Here is a 24,149-nt window from a genome sequence, read left to right as displayed (position 1 = left end):
TAGGCGGCCAGTCCGCAGAAGCCGCCTAAAGGCGGAACTACAAACTTTTTTAAAGGCGGAACTACGAACCTTTTTTTGATGGAGATGCATTATGGCTAAGCAATGGATCAAGGTGGCGGGAGCGCGCGAGCACAACCTGAAGGATGTGCACGTGAAGATTCCGCGGGATGAGCTGACGGTGGTGACGGGGCTGAGCGGTTCGGGCAAGTCGTCGTTGGCGTTTGACACGATTTATGCCGAGGGGCAGCGCAAGTATGTGGAGAGCCTTTCGGCCTATGCGCGTCAATTCCTCGGTCAGATGCAGAAGCCGGACGTCGACTATATTGAAGGGCTTTCGCCAGCGGTTTCCATCGAGCAGCGCACGGCCGGTGCGAACCCGCGGTCGATCGTGGCAACGACCACCGAGATCTACGACTATCTCCGTCTGCTCTTTGCCAGCATTGGCAAGGCGCATTGCTACAAGTGCGGCAAGCCGGTTTCCAGCCAGAGCGCAGAAGAAATTGTCGAGCAGTTGATGCGCCTGCCGGCTAAGACGAAGCTGATGGTGCTCGCGCCACTGGTGCGCGGACGCAAGGGCGAGCATGTGGAAATCTTTGAACAGATCCGTAAGCAGGGTTTTGTTCGCGCGCGGGTTGACGGCGAAATCTACGAAATCGAAAACGTGCCCAAGCTGGCTAAAACCAAGAAACACACCATCGAAGCGGTGGTGGACCGTTTGGCGGTCTCCGGTGACATCCGCAGCCGCATGACCGACTCGGTCGAGCTGGCGCTTGGTCAGAGCGAGGGGATGATCACTGCGCTCATCGCCGACGGCGACGGCTGGGAAGAGCGACTCTTTTCGGAGCACTATGCCTGCAACGACTGCGGCATCAGCTTCGATAAGCTCGAGGCGCGGCACTTTTCGTTCAACAGCCCCTACGGCGCGTGCCCGACCTGCCACGGCCTCGGCACGCAGATGATTTTTGATGAAGACCTCGTGGTGCCGGTTAAAACCATTGCTTGGGAAAAGGCGATCCACCCCTGGCGGTACGGCGGACGGCGCGCCATTATTTACTACAAGAAGTTGCTGGCCTCGCTGGGCGAAGCGTACGGCATGGATCCGGACCTTCCGTTCGAGGAGCTTCCCCGCAGTTTTGTGGATGTGCTGTTCCATGGGTCGGATGATGTGGAAATTCAGTACTACATGCGCCGTCGCCTGATCTCGAAGCCGTTCGAAGGCGTCTTTCCTGCACTAAACCGGCGGATGGAAGAAAATGAGAGCGAAGCGATGAGCCACTGGCTGCGCGGCTACATGACGCGGCGCGTCTGCCCCGAATGCAGCGGCGCGCGCCTGCGCCCAGCGGTGCTGGCCTGCACGATGAACGGTCGCAACATTCGCGAAATCATTACCGACTCCGTCGTCGACTCGGCGAATTTCTTTGAAAGCTTGAAGCTCACGAAGCAGGAAGCGCTGATCACCAAGGAAATCCTCAAGGAGATCCGGGCGCGCCTGAGCTTTATGGTGAACGTCGGACTCGACTACCTCACGCTCGACCGCGAAAGCGGCACGCTGTCCGGCGGGGAGGCGCAGCGCATCCGGCTGGCGACGCAGATCGGTGCCGGGCTCGTCGGCGTGGTCTATGTGTTGGACGAGCCGAGCATCGGCCTGCACCAGCGCGACAACGATCGGCTGATCCATACGTTGCGCGGGCTGCGCGATTTGGGCAACACGGTGATTGTGGTGGAGCACGACGAGCAGACGATCCGCACGGCCGACTACGTGATTGACATGGGTCCCGCTGCCGGACTCCATGGCGGCGAAGTGGTGTTTGCCGGCAGGACCGACCAGCTACTGAAGGCCGACACGCTGACCGCTCAATATTTGCGCGGCGAAAAGATGGTCGATATCCCTGAAAAGCGGCTGAAGCCCTATAAGGGGTGGATCGAACTCAAGGGCGCCGAGGCCAACAACCTCAAGAAGGTGAACGCCAAGTTTCCGCTCGGCCTATTCACCTGCGTAACGGGGGTTTCGGGCAGCGGCAAGAGCACGCTGGTGGACTTCACGCTCAAGCGCGCGCTGGCGCGCCACTTTAATGGAACGAAGGATGCACCGGGAAAGTTCAAGGATATCCAGGGGTTGGAATTCGTCGATAAGATGATCGTCATCGACCAGTCGCCGATCGGCCGGACGCCGCGGTCGAACCCAGCCACCTACACCGGCGCGTTCACCGACATCCGCAGCCTGTTCGCCACGCTGCCGGCTTCAAAAATGCGCGGCTACAAGCCGGGGCGCTACAGCTTCAACGTCAAGGGCGGCCGCTGCGAACGCTGCAAGGGCGACGGCATTCTAAAAATTGAAATGCACTTCCTGCCGGACGTCTATGTGCCGTGCGAGCAGTGCAATGAAAAGCGCTACAACCGCGAGACGCTCGAAGTGCACTACAAGGGCAAGAACATTGCCGACGTGCTGGACATGACGATCAACGAAGCGCTCGAATTTTTCGAGGCTGTGCCGAAGATCCAGCGCAAGATGAAGACGTTGTGCGATGTTGGCCTCGGCTACCTCAAGCTCGGCCAGCCCGCCACAACGCTTTCGGGCGGCGAGGCGCAACGCGTCAAGCTTTCGACCGAGCTGAGCAAGCGCTCCACTGGACAGACGCTCTATATTCTCGATGAGCCGACCACCGGCCTGCACTTTGCCGACGTACACAAGCTGCTGGAGGTTCTGGAGCGGCTGCGCGACGAGGGCAACACGGTGATCGTGATCGAGCACAATCTCGACATGATCAAACGCGCCGACCACATCATCGACCTCGGTCCCGGAGGCGGCATCAACGGTGGAAAGGTTGTCGTTTCGGGCCCGCCAGAAAAAGTGGTGAAGTGCAAGGCTTCCTACACGGGGCAGTATTTGAAAGAACTTTTGAACTAGGGGTTTGGGCATGCCGAACATGCATAAGTTGGAGGTGCGAAACAGCCGCATCGATGGACAGGGGGTTTTTGCCGTTGATCGGATCGCCGCGGGCGAGAAAATCGGAACCTACCATGGCAAGCGCACTCAAGAGGACAGCACCTACGTGCTGTGGGTGACGGATTTGGACGGGGTGGAGTATGGCGTTAACGGCCACTCCGACCTGAAGTTTCTCAACCATTCCGCCCGCCCCAACGCCGAGTTTGATGGCGAGGAGCTGCACGCACTGGTGAACATCAAACCCGGTGACGAGGTCACCTTCCATTACGGCAAGGATTTCGTGGCTTGGCTCCAGGAGCAGGCTTAACCGTGCCTACGCTTCGCGGACGATGAAACCCAGCGCCTTGGCTTTGTGGCGCAGGGCGGTGGCGGCGTTGTTGAGGGTTAGTTCGGTGTTCTTGAATTCGCGTCGGGTGCGGTAGCTTTTGCGGAGGGCGTCAAAGTTGCGCGCGCGGTCGACTTCGTTTTGCACGGAGGCATCGCGGATGAGGCGGTCGTCGGTTTCGATGTCGTAGATCTGGCCGATGATTTCGTAGAGCACCTCTTCGTCGCTGCGCCCATTGCAGTCGATTTCAATATGCGGCACGTCGGGCTGGGGCAGGGAGGCGGCGATGTCCCAGCTCTTGCGCAGCTCGAAAAAGTTGCAGAGCTCGTTGTAGCAGGCGATGGTGCCGTTGAGCTTGCCTTCGTAGGAGTGGCCGGCGATATGCGGCGAGGCCAGGTCGGCCAGTTTGAGCACGTCGGGGCGAAAGGCCGGTTCGGGGTTCCAGACATCGATGACGGTTTGAGCCACCGCACCGCCGGCTTTGGCGGCGAGCAGGGCGTCGTAGTCGCAGACGCTGCCGCGGGCGGCGTTAATGAATATGGCGCCGGGCTTGAGCTGTTCAAAGAAGAGGTAGTCGGCTAAACGCTCGGTGGGCCACGGCCCCGTCTTTACCAGCGGGATGTGGAGGGTGACGATGTCGGATTCGGCCAGCACATGCTCCAGCGGAAGAAAGTCGGGGTCGGCTGAGACGGCGGCGAGCGGGGGATCGTTGCGCAGCACGTTCATGCCCAGCGCATGGCATTTCTTGACGACGCGGCTGCCGACGTTGCCGCAGCCGATCACGCCGATGGTTTTGCCTTCGAGGTCGTAGCCGTGGCGCCGGCGGAGCACGAGCAGGGCGGCCACGAGGTATTCCGAAACGCTGTTGGCGTTGCATCCGGGCGCCGCGCACCAGTAGATGCCGCGCTTGCCCAGCGCGTCGGAGTCGATGTGGTCGGTGCCGGCGGTGGCGGTGCCGACAAATTTGACCGGGGTGCCGCTGATCAGATCCGCATTGATTTTGGTTTTGGAGCGGACAATGAGCGCGTCGGCGTCGAAGAGGTCGTCGCGTGTGATTTCACGGTCGGGGATGACTACGGTTTTACCGGCGAGGGAAAAGGCTTCTTGAGCCAAGAGAACGGTTTCTGCGCATACGATTTTCATGAAAGGATTGTCTGCTTAAGCCACAGGGGGCTCAAGTTTCAATGCGTATAAAAAAATCAGCGTTTTTCGCGGAATTCACGATTCTGCACGGCCGGGTGGTGTTTGGTGTGCTGCTTGTGGCGCGCATGGGTGGAGTTTTTCTTCCAAAGGTGTGTGAACCACAGCTTGGCGGTGGCGAGGATCGTGAGGCAAATGGATAGGATGGCGGTGACGATGAGGGTAAGGATACCGCGTTGTTTGAAGGTTCCGGTGCCGTCTTCCTGCGAGAAGAACGACATGGCCAGCAGCAGGCCCACAATGAGGATGATGATCAAGCACGCAGACACCACCGGGTGGGGGCGCATTGTAAAGGTCGGCACTTTTCCTCTGCTGCTGTGCATGGCTTCGTCCTCTAACTAAAGATGGTGGGCGAGGCGGGACTCGAACCCGCACGCTGTTAGGCACGAGAACCTAAATCTCGCGTGTATACCAATTTCACCACTCGCCCGTGAAAAATCGGCAGCCAATGTAGAGGGCGCGGGCGGGCGGCTCAAGTTCAAAAACAATGGGTTTTCCAGATTTGCTGGAGCTCTCGGATGGCGCCGGCGGGATCGGGGGAGGCGTTGACGGCGCTCACGACGCAAAAGTTGGACGCCCCGGCGTCGAGCAGTCCGGGCAGGTTTGCGGCCGTAATCCCGCCGATGGCGACGGCGGTGACGGGCGCCTGCTTCATGATCCGTGCGGTTTCCTGCGGGCCGACGGCGGGATCCGCATCAGCTTTGGTCCGGGTGGGGAAGACTGGGCCGACGCCGATATAGTCGGGTGCAAGCGCCACGGCCTGGAGCGCCTGCTCCATGCTGTGGGTGGAGAGGCCGAACAGTTTTCCGGGGGTGCTCCATGCTGCTCGGGCCTCGGTCAGCGACTGGTCGCTTTGGCCAAGGTGGATGCCGTCGGCATCGGCTTCGATGGCGATGGCGAGGTCGTCGTTGACGATGAAGCGGGTTTGGGAGCCTTGGGTGATGCGGCGAATGGCTTTCGCGGTGGCAACCACTTCCGCGCACGGGGCATTTTTCATCCGCAGCTGGAGGTAGCGCAGGCCGCAGTCGACGGCCGCTTGGGCGCAGGCTTCGTAGCCGGCGACGGGGTCGGTGAGAATGAGGTAGAGTCCAAAATTTTTCTTCATAGCCGTCTATTAAGACATAAGCGGCAGGAACAAGGCACTTCTAATGATTGGAGAAAGGGAGGTTTCTTTCTTTTAAATGTTTGGTCTAACTGTAAGTATATTAAGTCTGTTGTAGATGTTGGGGGGTATTATGTGCAGATTTGGTTTGTGGGTTGTTTTGGCGGTTTTATCTGCCGCCCCATGGAATGTTTGGGGAGAAGGCGACCTCCACATTTTTACCGATCTTCAGGATCGGGTTGTCAGTGCGCGCATCGTCCGGATGGACGAGATGCGCGGGATGCTGGAGTTGGAGCTGGAAAACAAGCGGCGCGTCAAGGTGAAGCCGTCTGTATTCACCGAGGAAGACCAGGCTTACATTCATGAATGGTGCGTGTGCCAAGCTTTTCTTATGTCCACCGGCCTCCGTTTTTCCGGCGAAAAGAAGGTGATCGAGGATTGGAGCGAAAGCGGCGGCGTTGGGATTAACCGGGAATTTGAGAAGGTGGTTTATACTTGCGAGCTGAAAAACGGTTCGCCGACCGTTTTTGAGAATGTCGAAGTCGAGTACTGCGTCTATTGGGTTCAGGAAATCCCGCAGGTCAATGGGGAGAAGCGGATAGAGGCGGACTATTCGGGGCGCTATGAGATTGCCCAGCTTGAACCGCGTGCGTGCGCCAATTTTCAGACCGATCCGGTGACGCTGGTGTACCAGTATTTGCAAGGGGGCTATTCCTACCGAGACGGGGCGCCGGGGAAACAAAGCTCCAAGATGAAAGGGGTATGGCTTAAAGTTTCGATGATGACGCCGAGCGGCAAGAAGGTGATCCGGGAGTTTTGCGAACCGTCCGATGTGATGAAGCGTCAGGTTTGGAAGGAACGGGTGCCGGATGTTGTGGCGTCCGTCGATGGGAAAAAGAAGAAAAGCAGGAAAAAGAAGCAAGGCAAGAAGAAGAAAAATCAGTAGAGCAAAGGAGCGCACATATGAAAACCATGGGAATGATTCTTTCAGTTTTGGCTATTCTGCTGGCCGGAATTCAAGCACGCGCCGAGTTGCATACGTTTACGTTGCAGGACGGGCGGGCGCTGGAGGCTGAAGTAACGGACTTTAACGGCCGAACGGGGTTGGTGGAGTTGAAGCGGACGGACGGAAAGCGCGTCAAAGTCAAACCCGACCTCTTTGTGGAGGCGGATCAGTTGTTTATCAAGCAATGGGCCAAAATGGAGGGCTTCAGAAGTCCGACGTTTTTCAAGGTGGAATGCAAAAAGAGCATGATTGAAAAGTGGAAGGATTCGGAAGAGGGGGAGATCAGCTATTCGGACGGAAGCGTAGAAAAAGAAACGATCAGTGAAACGAAATTCGAACGCTTCGCGTACGAGGTTTTTTTAGAAAACCGTAACGATGTGGCACTGGACAATCTGAAGTTTGAATACCGCATTTTCTACGAGCAGGGCACGGCGGCTGGCAGTGGCTCGCGGCGAAGCGAGTTGGTTGTGTCGCAGAAGGTCTTGCCCGGCGAACTTAAAATAAGCCGCCTCTCCCCCAAGGCTAAAACCGTTTTAAAGACGGAGTCGATAGTGATTCATGAAAAAGAGTACATCGGTGATTTTAACTACCGCGGGGGAGATCCCGTTAAGGAAAGCGGCGACTTGAAGGGTATCTGGTTGCGGATCCACGCCCAAAGCCTTGACGGAAAAAAGGTGACGCGCAACGTCTTCGAGCCTGCGAGCATTGAAGGTAAATATGCTTGGTAGCGTCTAGTTGGGGATGCTTATGAAATCGGTGTGGATGGGATTGGTTTTGGGGGTGTGTGCTTCGGCTTTTCCGGACGAGGACTACCGCACTTTCACCGGTACGGACGGGCGGGGGATCAAGGCGAAGATCGTTAAGTGCGACCTGCGCTCGGGCAAAGTTACGGTCGAACGCGAAAACCGCCGCAAAATTACGGTTCCCGTCGATGTCTTTTCATTTGCCGACCAAGCCTACATCAAGGATTGGCTGGCCTTGCAGAATTTTCTCTCGAACTCCAAGCTTCGGGTAAGCGTGGACAAGAGAAAGGGAAAGGCGGGAGAAACATCAGAAACCAAAAGAGCAAAGCCTCCCTGTTTCTATGAGATTCAGTTGGATAACAAGTCGGGGGCTGTTTTTGATGGGATTTGGGTAGAATACTGCATGTATATGAATACCGAAGGCTTCAAAGGGGCCCCGGACAAACTGACGGTGGAGGCAGAAAAATCAGATGTTTTTAAACTTCCTGTGCAGGGAAAGCATCTTGAAATGACCAAAGAGGTTAAGCTGTTCCGCTACTATACCGCGCAAACGGACCACAGCTTTGATTCTTCAGGCTATCCTGACTCCAGCACATCCTATAACAAAACGTTTGAGGATAATATGGAAGGCATCCGCGTGAGGATCTATCTCAAGACCCCGACTGGAAACACCTTCATGCGCGAAATATGCGATCCTGCTTCCGTTGAAGATAAATACGCATGGAAAGCCCCGTACGCGCGGTCGAGCGCATCCGGAAAGAAGAGGAACAACCGAAAATATTAATTTTCTGCCTAGGCAAGAACCTTTTTTACATCCGCAATGCAGCTGGTCTGCATAAGGTTGGCGCGGAGCTCGGCGGCGCCGGGGAAGCCTTTGGAATAGATCGAATAGTAGCGGCGCAGGATGTGGAAGTTTTTAGTGTCGCCCCAGACGCGGTCAAACAGCTCGGTATGCTTCCATAGCATATCGAGCTTTTCTTCTTTGGTGCGCTCGCGCTGCGCTGCCATAAACAGCCACGGGTTGTCGAAAATGCCGCGGCCGATCATGGCGCCGTCCAAGCCAAACTCGTCGCACTTGCTACGCGCTTCGTCCAGCGACAGGACATCGCCGTTTCCAATCACTGGAAGATCAAGGCCGAGTTGGTCGCGCAGGCGTGCGGCTTTGGCAATCTCGCTCCAGTCGGCCAGTCCGTGCGACATTTGCTTTTGCGTACGTCCATGAATCGTAAGCGCCGCCGGCTTCGTTTCGAGCACATGGCCAATCCATTCTTCGGTGGCGATCGACTTGAGGCCGATGCGGGTTTTAACGGAAACGGGCAGGTCGGTGGCTTCCTGCGCCGCTTGAATAATTTCTTTGGCCAGCGTTGAGTTTCCGATCAGCCCCGAGCAGCAACCGCGCGCCACCACCTTGGGGACGGGGCAGCCCATGTTGATGTCGATCCCGTCGAACTCCATTTCTTCGGTGATCTCTTTGACCACCTGCGCATAGTTTTCCGGCGTGTTGCCCCAGATCTGGGCCACAATCTTGACGTTCTTTTCGTTCAGGAGTCTACGCTCCTCGTCGGTCACCTGCAGGCGGTGAATCACGCGCTTCCGGGCTTTTGGATGAACCAGCCCATCCGTCGAAACAAACTCCGTCATCACCACATGCAATGCGCCCGGATCCGTTACATTGAGCAGCAGCTCACGCAGCACCGTATCCGTCACGTCCTCCATCGGAGCGAGCGCGATAATCGGGGGATTGAATTTTTTCCAAAAACTCATCTTGAAACCTGAAACGGGAAACTTGAAACCTGAAATTCGGGACCTGAAGTTGAGCGCATTCCTTCAAGTTTCACATTTCAGGTTTCATTTCACTTCAATTACGAACCCCGCGTCTTCGATCATGCGCTTGTCGGTTTCGTAGTCCTGCCCGCCGGTGGTGAGGTAACCGGCGGTGAACATGGAGTTGGCGGGGTAGAGCGCGAGTGGCTGAAGATCGCGCAGCGTGGTTTCGCGTCCGCCGGCGATGCGGACTTCCACTTCCGGCATCACAAAGCGGACCATCGCCAGGCCGCGCAGGCAGTCGTTCGGCGTCAGCGGATTGGCTTTGCCTTCAAACTCGGTTCCAGGGCGCGGGTCGAGAAAGTTGACTGGCACGGAGTCGACGTCGAGGTCGGACAATGCAAAGGCGAGGTCGACGCGGTCCTTCAGGCTTTCGCCCATGCCGAAGAGGCCGCCGGAACAAAGGTCGAGCCCGACCTTCTTGACAATCTTGGCGGTGTTGACGCGGTCCTCGAACTCGTGGGTGGTGACCACTTCGGAAAAATAGTTTTCAGAGGTTTCGAGATTGTGGTTGAAACGGTCGACGCCCGATTCTTTCAGGCGGATGGCCTTTTCCTCGGTCAGCAGACCGAGCGACGAGCAGATTTCGAGGTCGGGGTGCTTTTGCTTAATTTGGATGGCCGCCTCGCAAATGGTTTCCAGCTCCTTCGGGGCCGGGGCGCGGGTGCTCGACACGACGCAGTAGCGCTTGGCATTGCGGTCGACGGCGGCTTGGGCGCCTTCAACAATGCTTTCCACGGTTTGAAAATCGTAGCGCTCGACATCGTTGATGGCAGACGACGACTGCGAGCAGAACGAGCAGTCTTCCGGGCATTTGCCGCTTTTCACGTTGCGCAGCAGGTGCAGCGAGACCGTGTTGCCGAAATATTTTTTACGGATGCGGTACGCGCCCTGCAAAACCTCCAGCAGTTCATCGTCGGGCGACTCCAGAACGGCCAATGCTTCTGCTTCCGTAACCTTGCCGCCATCCAGCACGCGGTCGCTAATTGCTTTCCAGTCCATGTTTTCTCTCCAAATGGTTCAATCGGCGCGGATAGTAGCGGGGAGGCCTTTGCTGTTCAATACGTAAAAGATGATAAACATAATCATGAATGAGGTTGACTCAGTTCAACTGGGGAGTAGATTGATCCGCATTACCGCTAGGGGTGCCATCCTGCTTTAGGGCAGGTTGGGCTGAGAAAAACCCTTCGAACCTGTCCGGACAATGCCGGCGTAGGGAAGCGCGTCGCGCCCCCTCCCTGTATTTTCCGAGTATTGGAAACACAAACGTACTACGTATTGCGTACTCCGTATTTACCGAACAGCAATACGTAATACGCAGTAAGCAGTACGCACTGACTGAAAGGAAAAGACACATGATCCAGCAAAAGCACACCTACGACGACTACGGCACCGACTATCCCTATTCCCGCAAGGTCTACATCACCGGCAGCCGTCCCGATATCCGTGTTCCGATGCGCGAAATCCGCCTGACCGATACGAAGAAGGCCGACGGCTCCATTGAAGAAAACCCGGCGATCCTGGTGTACGACACCAGCGGCCCGATGACCGATCCAAGTTTTACACTCGACCTCGAGAAAGGGCTGCCTAGGCTCCGCGAAAACTGGATCGAGGAACGGAGCGATACCGAAGTTATCGATGCCCGCGGTTATCAGCCGGGCGACGACGGCCAAGGACAGGACGAAGCCCGCATTCCGTTTCGAGGAACCGGCCAAGCCCGCCGCGCAACGCCCGGCGCCAATGTTTCGCAGATGCACTATGCCCGCCAAGGCGTTATTACACTAGAGATGGAATACATCGCCATCCGCGAAAACATGGGCCGGCAGGAAGCCTTCAAAGCGGTCTACATGAAATCGGAGCACGACGTCGGCCTGCTCACACAGGCGCAGACCGCCGGCATGCGCCACCCAAACCACCAGCATCCGGGACAGTCATGGGGCGCAAACATTCCCGACCACATCACCCCTGAATTTGTGCGCAAGGAAGTTGCCGAAGGCCGCGCCATCATTCCGGCCAACATTAACCACCCCGAAGCCGAGCCGATGATTATTGGCCGCAACTTTCTCGTAAAGATCAACGGCAACATTGGCAACTCGGCCGTGAGTTCGAGCATCGGCGAAGAAGTCGAAAAGGTGCAGTGGGCCACGCTATGGGGCGCCGACACGATCATGGATTTGTCCACCGGCGAAAATATTCACGACACCCGCGAGTGGAATCTGCGCAACTGCCCGGTTCCCGTCGGCACCGTGCCGATCTACCAGGCGTTGCAGAAAGTGGGCGATAGTCCAGAAGACCTGACGTGGGAGCTGTTTCGCGACACGCTCATCGAGCAGGCCGAGCAGGGCGTTGACTATTTCACGATCCACGCCGGCGTCCGCCTGCGCTATGTGCCGATGACCGCCCAGCGCGTCTGTGGCATCGTCAGCCGCGGCGGATCGATCATGGCCAAGTGGTGCGTGTCGCATCACAAGGAAAGCTTCCTTTACGACCATTTCGAAGATATCTGCGAAATTTGCAAGCAGTACGATGTTTCCCTCTCGCTCGGTGACGGCATGCGCCCCGGTGCGATTGCCGATGCCAACGACGAAGCGCAGCTCGGCGAGCTCGAAACCCTCGGCGAATTGACCAAGATTGCCTGGAAGCACGATGTGCAGGTCATGATCGAAGGCCCCGGCCACGTGCCGATGCAGGGCATCAAGGACAACATGGACTGGGAGCTCGATTCCTGTTTTGAAGCGCCCTTCTACACCCTCGGCCCGCTGACCACCGACATTGCACCCGGCTACGACCACATTACCAGCGGCATCGGCGCCGCCAATATTGGCTGGTACGGCTGCGCGATGCTTTGCTACGTCACGCCGAAGGAACACCTCGGCCTGCCGGACAAAGAGGATGTAAAGGCCGGCGTCATCACCTACAAGATTGCCGCCCACGCCGCCGACCTCGCCAAAGGCTTCCCCGGCGCGCAGATGCGCGACAACGCTTTGAGCAAGTCGCGCTTTGAATTCCGCTGGGAAGACCAGTTCAACCTCGCGCTCGATCCCGTTACAGCCCGCGCCTACCACGACGCAACGCTGCCGACCGAAGATGCCAAGACGGCGCACTTCTGCAGCATGTGCGGCCCGAAGTTTTGCTCCATGCGCATCTCCGAAGACGTCCGCCAATACGCAGCCGCCCAAGGCCTCTCGGAAGAGGACGCCCTCGAAAAAGGCATGCAGGAAAAATCGCGCGAGTTCGCCGGACAGGAACTCTACACGTAAGAGATGCGACTCTCAAAGCGTAGCGCGGAATTCCGTTCCGCGTTTTGGGAGGAGCGGTGCGCGAGAAACTCGAAACAGAATTTCGAGCTACAACCAATTGCGCGGTCGTAATTGTATGGCACCGTTTTTTGAATCATTCCGCAAACTTCTGGAAAAGCTTGGGTTTGACAGGCGCATTCGTGGGGATCACCATGTTTTTCAGAGCAAGGTGCAGAGCGAATCCGGAACTTGGGAGAATGACATGAAAACTAAATATGAAATCATTCTATTCTGGAGCGAAGAGGATCAGGTCTATCTGGCTGAGGTGCCCGAACTTCCCGGGTGCATGGCGGATGGCGCTTCTTCTCAGGAAGCGCTGGCCAATGCCGAAACCGTTATCGCCGAATGGGTCGAAACCGCAGAGTCGCTTGGTCGCGAAATTCCCGAGTCGCGCGGACGCTTGGCTTATGCATGACGCGGAAGGGTTGAGTTTGTGCCGGTTCTTGCGCGTCTCCAAGGCCCTCGAAAAAGGCATGCAGGAAAAATCGCGCGAGTTCGCCGAGCAGGAAGCCGAGATTTACACCTAGGCTCCGCGGCAGAAGGGATATGGGCAGAATAATTGGGTGGCAGAATGATTTTTCCTGCTCTGAGAACTGAAATTATTCTGCCCATATGCGGAAGGAATGGAAATGGCCGCTATAGCGCCCACTTGATGCCGGCGTAGAAGAATCTTCCGGGCATGGGGATTTTTTCGCCGGCGACTAGGTCGCCTTGGGCAAAGAGGGTTTCGCGGGCGAGGTGGTCGGCATAGTCTTGGTCGAACAGGTTTTCGACACCGGCTTCGAGGCCGAATCCTTTGGGCAGTTCAAAACCTGCACGCAGATCGACGACTTGCCACGCCGAGGTTTCGGATTCGGGATATTGCGAATCGACATCGTGCTGGCTGGTGGCGGCGCGGAAAGCCGCTTCCGCCCATGGGCGCAGCTGCCAAGCGGAATCCCAACGCAGCGCAACGCGTCCGCTGAGCGGCGGAATGAGCGGGAGGTCGCGGTTGTCGCTGGCATTGCGTCCGCGGACGTAGGCCATGTTGAACGGGATGCTCCATTCGCTGGATATTTTCCAGCGGCCTTGCAGTTCGCCGCCGGCGAGCACGGCATCGGTGTTTTCGAAGCCGCGGACGATTGCGCCGGAGGGGAGGGTGTCGACGCGGGTTTCGAGAATGTAGTCGAAGACATAGGATGCAAACGCCTGTACGCCGATTTCCAGCCGGTCCCCGTAGTAGTCCACCCCGCCGTCGATTTCAGCCTTGGTTTCGGGATCGAGCGTTGGATTGCCCACTTGGAAGCCGCCGGGGGCCGGGGCGTAGGCATAGTAGAGCTCGGTGATGCTGGCGGCGCGCTGAACGCAGCCTGCGCCGATGAACCATTCGATGCTCTCGCCTTGCGGAATTTCCCAGAGGACGTTGCCGGAAAAAAGCGCCTCGTTGCGGTCGGTGTCGCGGGCGCTGTTGCCGTAGTATTTGGCATAGCCGTCGCGCACGGTCGCGTCGAACGGGGTGGCTTCTCCTCCTCGGTCGATGTCGCTGAAAATTCCGTCGGCGCGCAGGCCGAGGCGCAGGCGGCTGTCGTTGTCGAGTTCGGTGGAGCGTTCGGCAAACAAACCAACCTGCGTTTGGTGGGCGTCGGGCCAGATGGGATCGCGGTAGGTGCCGGGCGCCGGCGGCGCCGTTTTGATGGTCCGGGTGCGGGTGCCGTCGCGCGACAGGTGGTGGGCGTCAACGCCGATGGTCCATTTGGAGTCTTGGCTGAAGCGCCAGCCGGAAGCGATTCGCGCGCCGTAGGTTTTTGATTCGGTGTCGGCTTTGGCATCCATGTTTGCGCGGTTGGGTTTGTCGCGGTTGTCCATGGTGTGGTCGCTGTCGGAATAGCCGGCCTGCCACTCGATGTCTTCGAGCAGGGAGCCGAGGTTTTCGTGGCGGGAGCCAAAGGTGAAGGTGTTGGCTGTAACGTCGGTGGCATCCATCGGCAGGGCGGGATAGTCGAGGTGATCCACTTTGTGCATGTTCCAACTAAAGAAGTAGCCGTTGTTGGCGTCCGGCGTATACCGAATGTTGGCGGAGGCGCCGTGCGATCGGTTTTCGGCCGGCACGGTTTGGCCGCTTCCGGATTCATAGTCGTCGTAGTCGACGGCATTCGCCGAAGCGCCAATCTCCATTTTACCGTTGCCGACCTTTGCTCCGGCCCGGCTGGCGTAGCCGTCGCGCCCGCCGTCCCATGTGACGGAGGCATCGGCTGTGGCGCCGTTGAGAGCAGGCTGGGTGGGGTTGGCAACGGTTCTCGCCATGACGCGTCCGCCGGTGCCGCCGGCGCCGTAGGTTACCGAAGGCAGCCCTTTAACGACGGTCATGTTGGCAATCGATTCGGGAGAGAGGTAGGTGGCCGGCGGATCCATGCGCGCCGGGCAGGATCCATAAAGCGGAAGAAAGTCGAGTTGGGTCGGCACCCGCTCCCAGCCCAGTCCGCGAATCGCGATTTCGGGGGTGTCGATGGAGCGGCAGGACCCAGCAACGCCGGGAACCGCTTGGGCGGCCTGGGCGGCGTTTTGGCTGCCGAGGTCGTCGAGCAGTTCCTGCTGGTTCATTGATGCGGACAGCGGTTCGAGGCGTGAGGCTTGAACAACCACGGTTTCAAGCTGATAGGGCTGGGCTTCTTTTTTTACGGTGACGTCATTTTCACCGAAGATCCATGTGCATGATCCCGCGACGGTCAGGAAGAGTACTGTTCTGGCTTTCATTCCGGCTCCCCAAGTTTTCAATAATTCAACGCCATTAAAACACGTACAAGTTTAGCATGATATAATTCCGTGCGGTTTTTTTTGGATCGTCGGCTGGAAGCGGCGGCGGATTCCGGTGGCCGTTAAAAGGATCAATGATGGCTTCTTTTCCCAGCGGGAAAAACCTAATATTACCCGATTGCAATACGTGGGCGAAATGATAGGTTTGCGCCCGCTTTTAAAGAAAAGGAGTCCGTAGAATGATTGAAAAAGGCAGTACTTACGTCGTAATGGGTTTGCTCAACACCGACTCGATCGCCTATGCCGCGGGCAAGATGATTGACGAAATGGGCGGCAATGTAATCTATTCTGTCCAGAGCGAGCGGATGAAACGAATCTTCTTCGACCGCAGCCCTAACTTGTCGGACGAGCAAAAAGCGGCGATGCGCTTTGAATATTGCGATGTTACCGTTGAAAACGAAGTGCGCAATCTGTTCGACAAAACCGGCCCCATTGACGGTGTTTTGCATTCCATCGGATTTGCCAATCCGAAGACCTGCCTAGGCGACACCATGTACACCCCGGCCTACGAAGACATCAAGCAGGGCTTCCACATCAGTTGCGCCTCGCTGGCGACCGTTTCCCACTTTGCTCTCGAAAAAATGGAAAAGGGCGGCTCGATTGTCACGCTTTCGTTTGAGTCGCAGGTGGCATTTCCTTTCTACAACTGGATGGGCGTCAACAAGGCCGCGCTCGAAGCGTTGGTTCGTGCACTGGCCCGTGAATACGGCCGTGAGCATGTCCGCGTGAACGCCATTTCCGCCGGACCGCTGGCGACCAAGGCCGCCAAGTCGATCCCGCATTTTGCGCATTTGGCTAAAACCTGGCGCCAGATGAGTCCGTTGCCGTGGGACGTCGTTGGCGACAAGCAGGAAGTTGCGAATGCCGTGCTCTTCATGCTCGGAAAATATTCCAAAAAGATTACCGGCCAGACCATCTATGTGGATGGCGGCGCCAATAATGTGGGCGGCGTGCTGCTGCCGGTTGAAAAACCGCTGATGCGCACCCCGGCCAAAGTGGCCGCCAAGAAAAAGGCTGATGCTGACGCGAAAAAAGCCTAAGCACTAAATCCTAAACAACTCCAAAAGACCAAATTTGAAATTCAAAACAGCTGGTGCAGGGATCTGTTTTGACATTTTGTCTTGGGATTTGTTTAGGATTTATTTATTCGGATTTAGAGATTCAAGAGGTATGAAATGGGATTAAGTGTAGGTATTGTCGGACTTCCAAACGTTGGGAAATCAACCATCTTTAACGCGTTGACGCGCGAACAGAATGCGGAGGCGGCGAACTATCCGTTCTGCACCATCGAGCCGAACAAGGCCGTGGTTCCGGTTCCCGACAAGCGTCTCGAGAAGCTGGCTGAAATTGCCAGCTCTCAGAAAATCATCCATGCCACGGTCGACTTTGTCGACATCGCCGGCCTCGTGAAAGGCGCCAGCCAAGGCGAAGGCCTCGGAAACAAGTTTCTCACCAACATTCGCGAAACCGATGCCATTCTTCAAGTGGTGCGTTGTTTCGACGACGACAACGTGGTGCACGTTGACGGCGACATCAATCCGATCCGCGATATCGAGATCATTGAAGCCGAGCTGATCATTGCCGACTTCCAGATGATGGAAAACCGCTTGGGCCGGGTGCAAAAGGCTGCGCGGGCGGATAAGGCAATTGCCGCCACGCTTCCTGCTTTCGAGGCGTTGCTGAGCCACTTGGGCGAAGGCCGCATGGCCTACAAGTTTGAAGCCAAGGATTCCGAGCAGGGCAAGATTATCTTCAAGGAGTCGCAGTTTCTGACCGACAAAAAGGTGATCTACTGCTGCAACGTTGACGAAGACGGCCTGCTCGAAGACAACGACTACGTGAAGGCCGTTAAAGCCTATGCCGCCGAGCGCGACTCAGATGTGGTGAAAATCTGCGCCAAGATGGAAGAAGACCTCAACGGCATGACCGACGAAGAGCGCGAAGAATTCCTGAATGAATTCGGCGTGAAGGAAAGCGGCCTCGACCAGATTGTTCACACCGGCTACCACACGCTCGGCCTTATCAGCTATTTGACCCAGGGCCCTAAGGAAAGCCGCGCGTGGACCATCTACCGCGGTGACACCGCACCGAAGGCCGCCGGCGTTATTCATACCGACTTTGAACGCGGCTTTATCCGCGCGCAGGTGATGGCCTATGATGACTACGTTGAAAAGGGAGGCGAAGTCCGCTGCCGCGAGGCCGGGTTGCTCCGCACCGAAGGCAAGGAATACATCGTCAAAGACGGCGACATAATCGAATTCTTGTTCAACGTCTAACGGATTCGCTTTTCCTACAAGTTGATGCGCGCCGATGCTCCTAGGTTGTAGCTTTCGGACCAGTCGTCTCTTGAGCTTTTTTCGGTCATCTCCTGCATGATGAACGAGGAGAGCGACAGCCTCTTCAGTGGACTGAACTTTATGCCCAAGCTAAGCCGGTTGCGGTAGAGCCGTCCGTCATTCAGGTTGATCATGATTTCATCCTCGATGAACGGCTTCAACTTCCAGCTTTTCCAACCCTTGGAAGGGAGCACAGAGAGTTTGGGCCGGAGGTCGGTCCGGTCGTGGGCATGGTTGAGGTCGGAGTACATCAAACGCATCCGGCTGTTAAAGTCCAACCCTTTAACCGTGGCCTTGTTGTGCAGGTTTAGGTGCCAGATCGGTGTGGAGCTTGTGTCGCCGTCGCTTTTGGCGCTGGCATAGCGGAAGGCGGGAGTGAGCGTCCAGTTGGGTATGAATTTCCACGTGATGCTGGTGTCGGTGTGACGATAATAAAATTCAAACCCGTCCTGCTTGTAGCGGATTTTTTCCGACAGCTTAAGCGACAGTGTGTCGGAGAGCGTCCATTTCACAGCTCCCTCCAACCAGACTTTATTGTCGCTGTTGTCCCAAGCGTGGCTTGCGGTGTTTGCGAATAGGGCTGCGATCGCGATGGAACGCATGATGAGATGTTTCATTTTTCTGCTCTCCGACCGCATCACCTGTTGGCCAGGAAGCGAAAACCTGATTGCTTGTGTGGACGCCTTTCCGCCCGTGATGGTTCTAAACCTTTTCGATCACTGCCGCGCCGAAGGTGAAGCCACCACCGAAGGCCGTTAGGCCGACGAGTGCGTCGGGGTTGGTTTCGGGCATCAGTTCCGTCAATGCAATCGGGATGGTGTTCGATGACGTGTTGCCGTATTTGCGGATATGGTTGAACATTTTTTCAGGAGGGCACTTGATCGTTTTACGGATCGCTTCGATGATGCGCTCGTTGGCTTGGTGTGGAACAATCATGTCGAGATCCTCGACGATGATACCGCGCTCCTTGCAGGCGTTGTCGAGCATCTCGATCATTTTGCGCACGGCTAGCTTGAAAACCGTGAGACCTTCCATCTCGATTACTTCGCCGCTACCCATGTTCGGAACATAGAGCACCTTCGAATCGACGCCGGTGGCAGAAAGGAACGGGCGGTTGAGTTTTGCACAAATATTGCCCGGGCGCTGTTCGCAACTGATCAGTGAGGCGGTGGCGGCATCGCCGAAAAGTGCCATTGTTTTCTGGTCGTCGTGGTTAACCATTGGCGAAAGCGTTTCGGCGGTGATGACAATCACCTTTTTCTCAGGCGCATTGGTTAGGAAGTCGAAGGCCGATTGCAGGCCATACATGTAGCCCGAGCAGGCTGCATTCACGTCGTGTGCCTGCATGGCCACTTCTCCCTTGGTCGGGTTGAGTTTATGCAGAACGCTACATGCCAGTGACGGCGTCATCGCCAGAGGTGTGCCACTGGAGCAGATAATCGCACCGATGTCGGAAATCTGAAGGTTTTCTTTTTCAAGCAACTGCTTGGTGGCATCGACTGCGAGGGTCAGCACACTTTCATCGCCGGCTATCCAGTAGCGGTTTTCGATGCCGGTACGTTTGCGGATGGCGTCGGAATCCCATTCGCCATGGCCCTGTAGCAATTCGTCGTTGGTCAGGTGGCGCGAACCGAAAACGGTGGTGATGTTGGAGATATAGATCGGCTTGTGTTCACAGGGCCCGCTTGGCTGGACTACCTCGACCGCTTCCGTAATCCGGCGGCGTTTCATAATTGGTATACCGGGTTCTTCTTTGGTGAGCGGCTTGAGCTGGGCGGCCTCGTCGGATGCAATCTTAACCATCGGAGTGCCGACGGTCAGCACATCGCCTTCTTCGATGAGCAGTTCGGCAATGGTGCCGCTGACGGGCGAGGAGATGTCCATTGAGGCTTTGTCGGCCTCGACCGAGGCAATCAGATCGCCTTCGGCAATGGCGTCGCCTTTGCTGACGAGCAGGTTGGCGACGGTGATGGTTTCATCGGAGGGGCTGGAGCCGATTGCTTTGACGATGACGGTTCCGGCTTCTTCTTCGACGGGCTTGTTCCAGTGGATGCTCACTTCGAGCATCTCGCAACATTTTTCGAGCGTGCGCTTGTAGGAGGGCATCACTTCGATCTGGCAGGAAAAGTCGTAGGGAATGTAGGTGTCCGGACGGGTGACGCGGGCAAACTGCACGGCGTCGCCGGCTTTTTCGGCGATGGCGGCGACGATTTCTCCGCCCATGCCGGCGGTCTGGTTGTCTTCGTGGACAACGATGAGCTTGCCGGTTTTCTTTGCGGAAGCGAGTACGGCTTCTTCGTCCCACGGGAAGATGGTGCGCAGGTCGATGACTTCGGCATTGATGCCGACCTCGGCCAGCGCTTCGGCGGTACGTTCGCACACCGGCATGGCGCCGCCCCAGCTGACGAGGGTGATGTCCTGTCCGGCGCGCGCGATACGCGCCTTGCCGATGGGCACATACTGCTGTTCAACATCGGTGGAGGTGGTGTTTGAGCGGTCGTTGATCAGGCTCTTCGGGAACAGGAAGACGGAGGGCCGGCCGGATTCGGCGATGGCGTTAAGCAGGCCGGCGGCATCGGCGGCGGTCGACGGCATAAAGACGTCAACGCCGGGCACGTGGGCACAAATCGATTCCATGGTTTGGGCATGGTAGGGGCCGAGGCCGGGGCGGTAGGCGCCGGCGATCGACATGATCAGCACGGGCGATTCCCATTGGCCGTTGGTGCGCCAGTGCATCGCTCCGATTTCGGAAAGGATGTGGTTGTAGGCGACCGGCAGGAAATCGGAAAACTGCATGAAAGCGACGGGGCGTCCACCCGCGAGGGCCTGGCCGGTGGAGATGCCGAGAATGGTCGATTCCGCCAGAGCGGCGTTGCTGACCTGCTCCGGGAAGGCTTGGCTGAGCCCGCGCGTCAGGCCGAATACATCGCCTTTCGGATCTTCAATGTCCTGTCCGAGCAACGTGGTCTTGCTGTCTTTGGCCAGCCGTGCCTTGAGGGTTTCGCGCATGGCTTCGAGCATGCTGAGGCTGCGGTTGTCGGCGGTGCCGAGATATTCTTCGCGTTGTTCCGGCAAAGGCTTTTTGGCATCGAAGACGGGTTTGGGCGTGGTGCCTTTGCGGGCGGTGTGGAAGGCGGCGTCGACCTGTTCCTTCACTTCGTCTTCCACGGCCTTGACGGCCGCGGCATCGACGCCGTTGGCGAGCATGTAGTCGTGCAGTTTGGCGCAGGGGTCGGCGTTTTCGGTGGCGTTTTTGAGGTCGGCTTCGGTGCGGTAGGCGGATTGGTCGTCGGCGTTGGTGTGGCTTTCGAGCCGTTCGACGTTGAGGACGACGATTTGCGGGCCGCGGGTTTCCCGCAGCTTGGAAACGACGCCTTCAAAGGTGCTGTAGGTTGCCGCTGTGTCGGAGCCGTCGACGCGCTGGATCGGCAGGCCGTAGAAGGTTTCGGCCTCGCCTTCGGGGAGGGAATAGAAGGTGTTGCCCTTGGTGACGGTGGAGAGCGCGAAGCGGTTGTCTTCCACGAGGAACAGCACGGGCAGGTTGGAGCGCACGGCTTCGGCGACGGCTTCGTAGAAGTCGCCCTGCTGGGTGGCGCCGTCGCCGATGGAGACGAGCACGAAGGGCGCACCGTCATTGTTTTTGATTGTGGCGGCTGCGCCGACAGCCTGCAGGACGTTGTTGCCGACGAGGGTCGGGGTGCTCATGATGTTCAGCGCGGGGTCGCAGGGGAACGCGGGCATGCGCCGGCCGGCGGAGTTGGATTCGGCTTTGCTGAAAAGGCCGTAGAACACGGTTTTGTAGGAGACGCCGCGGGCGTAGGCGAGGGCGCGGTCGCGGTAGTGCAGGTGCAACCAGTCGGCCTCGATGAGATGCGGCGCGAGCGCGGCGCTGGCTTCGTGGCCTGATGAGGGGATGTAAAAAAAGACTTCGCCCCGTTGCGCGGCGGCCGATTGCAACTGGTCGGTGTAGCGCGAGGCAACCATGGGACGGTAGATTTCAAGCAGCGTTTTTGCGGAAGGTGCGTTCATAGATTTTCCAACTATTAATTTGAGGCAAAATAGTAGGGCAGCCCGTTTGCGAGGTCGATTCGGAAATTGGATTATCTCTAGCTTTTGACACCAGACAGAATGCTCTATATGGTGTTCCTGATTCTGTACAATTGGATGCCATGAAAAAGAGAAATGTAGATCTAGTTTGCGATATTGCCGAGTTGATATCGCTCGCCGAAGAGGGCGGGAACCGCAAAGAGCTGATGCAAAGCGTGGTGACGTCGGTGGCGAAGCATATGATGGCGGATGTCTGCTCGGTCTACATTTATGACGAGGAAGAAAAAAAGCTGATTTTGCGGGCCACTCAGGGGCTGGACCGCAGTGCCATTGGCCAAGTGAAGCTGAAGCTGGGCGAGGGGATCACCGGCCGGGCGATCCGCGAGTTGCGTCCGATTTGCGTGGGCACGGCTTCGAAGAGTTCGTCGTACAAGTTTTTCCCGGGCATCCACGAAGAAGAGTATGAGGCGTTCCTTGCGGTGCCGATCCTGCGCGGGCTGCGACGCATCGGCGTGCTGGTGGTTCAAGCAAAGGAAACCAACTATTTTACCCCGAACGACGTAAAGGCTTTGCGGGCGATCGCCGCGCAGCTGGCCACCATGATCGAGAACGTGCAACTGCTGAGCGAGGCGCGTTTAGAGGCTAGTGCGCCAGCTGTTGCTTCAGTGAAGAAACCGACAACGGAAAGCATTATCCGCGGCCGTTCTGCAAGCACCGGCACTGCACGCGGCCGGGCGTTTACGCTCGATTCAGGACAGAGCGAAAGCTGTTTGCTTCCCGATCCGGACGCACCCCCGCATACGGCGGCGGACTTTGAAGAGGCGATCAAGAAAACCGCCCGCCAGATTGACAAACTGCAGGTGCAGACCAGCGAAAAGCTGGCCGATGTGGCCGTGCTCATTTTCAGCGCGCATCTGCTGATTCTCGAGGACAAGCAGTTTGCCGGACGCATTGCAGACCTGATTCAGACCGACATTCCGGCACTGAAGGCGATTTCAATCGTGGTCAACGAATATGTGGAGATCTTCTCGAAGAGCAAGATGCCCCTTATTCGCGAAAAGGTGCTTGATGTTAAGGACTTGGGTAACCGCCTGATACGCAACCTGCTGAACGAGCAAGCGGATGAATGCGACTACCGCGGCCAGATCATCATCGCCCACGAGCTGCTGCCCTCCGACATTCTCAAGCTTTCTGCGGAAAACGTGGAGGGCTTCATCGTCAGCAGCGGGGTGACTTCGCACAACGCAATCATCTGCCGTTCGCTCGGCATTCCGATGGTGGCGGTCAGCCGTGAACTGGCCGACGGGATTCCCGACGGTGAAGAGCTGCTGATGGATGCCGAGCAGGGCATCATCTATTTGCGCCCGAGCTCCGAGGTTTATGCAAAGTACCGCGGGCTCGATGAAGCGTGGAAGGCGTTGCACAACGCCTCCGACATGGAAGAGCAAACCGTCACCAAATGCGGTGAACGCGTACACATCTTTGCCAACATCAATTTATTGAGCGACCTGCCTCCGGCTCGCCGGTTCAAGGCCGAGGGCGTCGGTCTCTACCGCTCCGAATTTCCATTTATTGTTCGCAACGACTTCCCTACGGAAGAAGAGCAGTTCGCCATTTATAAAAAGCTGGTCGACCAGATGGATGGACGGCGCGTGACGTTCCGGACTTTGGATATCGGCGGCGACAAGATGCTTTCTTACTACTCAAACGTGACCGAGGCCAATCCGTTTCTCGGCATGCGCGCCATCCGGTTTTCGCTGCAGAACAAAGACATCTTCTGCCACCAGCTGCGCGCCTTTCTGCGGGCCGGCGCTGGCGGCGGATCGCGGATCATGTTCCCGCTGATCTCGTCCGTAGACGATTTTGTAGCAGCGAGGGATATCGTTTATGAGTGCATGGACGAGCTGGAGCGCGAGGGCGTTCCGTTCAGCCGCGAAACCGAACTCGGCGTAATGATGGAGCTGCCTTCCGCGGTCGAGGTGGCGGATGAGTTGGCGCAGGAAGCAGACTTCCTTTCGATCGGGTCGAACGATCTGATCCAGTACATGCTGGCCGTAGACCGGACCAACGAGCAGGTTTCCAAGCTCTATCTGGCCCATCACCCAGCCATTCTCCGGGCGATCAACCGCATTGTTTCGGCGGGCATCACCCACGAGAAGGATGTATCGATTTGCGGCGACCTTTCGGCCGATCCGCGCATGCTTCCGTTCCTGCTAGGCGTCGGATTGAGAAATTTCAGCATCGACATGGTCAACGCGCCAACCGTGCAGCGTCTGGTTAGCGGGATCAAGATCGAAGACGCCGAGGAAATCGCCAACTCACTGCTCGATTTCGGGCGAATCAGTGAGATTGAAGCCTATCTAGTCGACCACAGTCTTGTGCCTGAAACAGAGGCCTAGGCCTAAAAATCCCACTCGCTTCAATTAAGGGTTTTTCGTAGATTTTTATGGCGTCGTATGACGCAATCCGGAGAATGGATTGTTTTTTTGACAGGATCAACGGGATGGCTTTTTAATGGGAACAATAT

Annotated in this window: 18 protein-coding genes, 1 tRNA gene and 1 riboswitch; of the genes, 10 read left to right on the top strand and 9 right to left on the bottom strand. The window is 57.2% G+C overall.

Annotated features, from left to right (window positions below):
* Positions 1 to 91 precede the first annotated feature (91 nt).
* Both uvrA and SCARR_RS15555 read left to right on the top strand, forming a co-directional pair.
* Positions 92 to 2,908, top strand: a complete 2,817-nt coding sequence (uvrA, locus tag SCARR_RS15560) for an excinuclease ABC subunit UvrA (protein WP_136062591.1) — start codon at positions 92 to 94, stop codon at positions 2,906 to 2,908.
* A 10-nt stretch (positions 2,909 to 2,918) separates the two neighbouring features.
* Positions 2,919 to 3,254: an SET domain-containing protein gene (locus tag SCARR_RS15555; protein WP_136062590.1), complete on the top strand. Its 336-nt coding sequence runs from the start codon at positions 2,919 to 2,921 to the stop codon at positions 3,252 to 3,254.
* A gap of 6 nt (positions 3,255 to 3,260) precedes the next feature.
* On the opposite strand, the gene SCARR_RS15550 is transcribed toward SCARR_RS15555, so the two are convergent.
* The 4 genes from SCARR_RS15550 to thiE all read right to left on the bottom strand — a co-directional run bounded on the left by SCARR_RS15550 (position 3,261) and on the right by thiE (position 5,577).
* Positions 3,261 to 4,415, bottom strand: a complete 1,155-nt coding sequence (locus SCARR_RS15550; RefSeq protein WP_136062589.1) for a 4-phosphoerythronate dehydrogenase — start codon at positions 4,413 to 4,415, stop codon at positions 3,261 to 3,263.
* Positions 4,416 to 4,471: 56 nt separating this feature from the next.
* Complete coding sequence (locus tag SCARR_RS15545; RefSeq protein WP_136062588.1) at positions 4,472 to 4,795, bottom strand: hypothetical protein; 324 nt, start codon at positions 4,793 to 4,795, stop codon at positions 4,472 to 4,474.
* Positions 4,796 to 4,817: 22 nt separating this feature from the next.
* Positions 4,818 to 4,902: transfer RNA gene (locus SCARR_RS15540), tRNA-Leu, on the bottom strand.
* Between the two features lie 48 nt (positions 4,903 to 4,950).
* A complete protein-coding gene (gene thiE / locus SCARR_RS15535) occupies positions 4,951 to 5,577 on the bottom strand; it encodes a thiamine phosphate synthase (RefSeq protein WP_136062587.1) in 627 nt (208 codons plus the stop codon).
* Positions 5,578 to 5,707: 130 nt separating this feature from the next.
* Here thiE and SCARR_RS15530 point away from each other — a divergent pair, with 130 nt between their 5' ends.
* The 3 genes from SCARR_RS15530 to SCARR_RS15520 are packed head-to-tail and all read left to right on the top strand — an operon-like array spanning position 5,708 to position 8,107.
* Complete coding sequence (locus SCARR_RS15530; RefSeq protein WP_136062586.1) at positions 5,708 to 6,520, top strand: hypothetical protein; 813 nt, start codon at positions 5,708 to 5,710, stop codon at positions 6,518 to 6,520.
* Between the two features lie 17 nt (positions 6,521 to 6,537).
* Positions 6,538 to 7,308 (top strand): hypothetical protein, encoded by a 771-nt coding sequence (locus SCARR_RS15525; protein WP_136062585.1) that lies wholly within the window; start codon positions 6,538 to 6,540, stop codon positions 7,306 to 7,308.
* 19 nt (positions 7,309 to 7,327) lie between these two features.
* Positions 7,328 to 8,107, top strand: a complete 780-nt coding sequence (locus SCARR_RS15520) for a hypothetical protein (RefSeq protein WP_136062584.1) — start codon at positions 7,328 to 7,330, stop codon at positions 8,105 to 8,107.
* 8 nt (positions 8,108 to 8,115) lie between these two features.
* On the opposite strand, the gene SCARR_RS15515 is transcribed toward SCARR_RS15520, so the two are convergent.
* Positions 8,116 to 9,087 carry a tRNA dihydrouridine synthase gene (locus tag SCARR_RS15515; protein ID WP_136062583.1) on the bottom strand — a complete coding sequence of 324 codons (972 nt, stop codon included), beginning with the start codon at positions 9,085 to 9,087 and terminating at the stop codon, positions 8,116 to 8,118.
* A gap of 84 nt (positions 9,088 to 9,171) precedes the next feature.
* Entirely contained in the window at positions 9,172 to 10,149 is a 978-nt protein-coding gene (gene bioB / locus SCARR_RS15510) for a biotin synthase BioB (protein WP_136062582.1), read from the bottom strand.
* A gap of 129 nt (positions 10,150 to 10,278) precedes the next feature.
* Positions 10,279 to 10,383, top strand: a riboswitch (TPP riboswitch).
* A 119-nt stretch (positions 10,384 to 10,502) separates the two neighbouring features.
* Here bioB and thiC point away from each other — a divergent pair.
* Positions 10,503 to 12,407, top strand: coding sequence for a phosphomethylpyrimidine synthase ThiC (gene thiC, locus SCARR_RS15505; RefSeq protein ID WP_136062581.1), 1,905 nt, complete (start codon positions 10,503 to 10,505; stop codon positions 12,405 to 12,407).
* Between the two features lie 241 nt (positions 12,408 to 12,648).
* Positions 12,649 to 12,861, top strand: a complete 213-nt coding sequence (locus SCARR_RS15500; protein ID WP_136062580.1) for a type II toxin-antitoxin system HicB family antitoxin — start codon at positions 12,649 to 12,651, stop codon at positions 12,859 to 12,861.
* A gap of 221 nt (positions 12,862 to 13,082) precedes the next feature.
* Here the strand turns inward: SCARR_RS15500 and SCARR_RS15495 are convergent, their stop codons facing one another.
* Entirely contained in the window at positions 13,083 to 15,179 is a 2,097-nt protein-coding gene (locus SCARR_RS15495) for a TonB-dependent receptor (RefSeq protein WP_136062579.1), read from the bottom strand.
* Between the two features lie 239 nt (positions 15,180 to 15,418).
* On the opposite strand from SCARR_RS15495, the gene SCARR_RS15490 reads away from it, so the two are divergent.
* A complete protein-coding gene (locus SCARR_RS15490; RefSeq protein WP_136062578.1) occupies positions 15,419 to 16,279 on the top strand; it encodes an enoyl-ACP reductase FabI in 861 nt (286 codons plus the stop codon).
* Positions 16,280 to 16,414: 135 nt separating this feature from the next.
* Positions 16,415 to 17,515, top strand: a complete 1,101-nt coding sequence (gene ychF, locus SCARR_RS15485) for a redox-regulated ATPase YchF (RefSeq protein ID WP_136062577.1) — start codon at positions 16,415 to 16,417, stop codon at positions 17,513 to 17,515.
* Between the two features lie 14 nt (positions 17,516 to 17,529).
* On the opposite strand, the gene SCARR_RS15480 is transcribed toward ychF, so the two are convergent.
* Positions 17,530 to 18,192, bottom strand: a complete 663-nt coding sequence (locus SCARR_RS15480; RefSeq protein WP_168433349.1) for a DUF2490 domain-containing protein — start codon at positions 18,190 to 18,192, stop codon at positions 17,530 to 17,532.
* 85 nt (positions 18,193 to 18,277) lie between these two features.
* The gene (locus SCARR_RS15475) at positions 18,278 to 21,604 is read right to left on the bottom strand and encodes a beta-ketoacyl-ACP synthase 3 (RefSeq protein ID WP_136062575.1); all 3,327 of its coding nucleotides are present in this window, start codon (positions 21,602 to 21,604) and stop codon (positions 18,278 to 18,280) included.
* Between the two features lie 140 nt (positions 21,605 to 21,744).
* Here SCARR_RS15475 and ptsP point away from each other — a divergent pair, with 140 nt between their 5' ends.
* Entirely contained in the window at positions 21,745 to 24,021 is a 2,277-nt protein-coding gene (gene ptsP, locus SCARR_RS15470; RefSeq protein ID WP_136062574.1) for a phosphoenolpyruvate--protein phosphotransferase, read from the top strand.
* Positions 24,022 to 24,149: the final 128 nt, after the last annotated feature.

It is taken from the genome of Pontiella sulfatireligans, from assembly GCF_900890705.1.
Taxonomy (GTDB): Bacteria; Verrucomicrobiota; Kiritimatiellia; order Kiritimatiellales; family Pontiellaceae; genus Pontiella; species Pontiella sulfatireligans.
The sequence above is the reverse complement of the archived record's forward strand: the minus strand, read 5'-3'. Positions and strand labels throughout refer to the sequence as shown.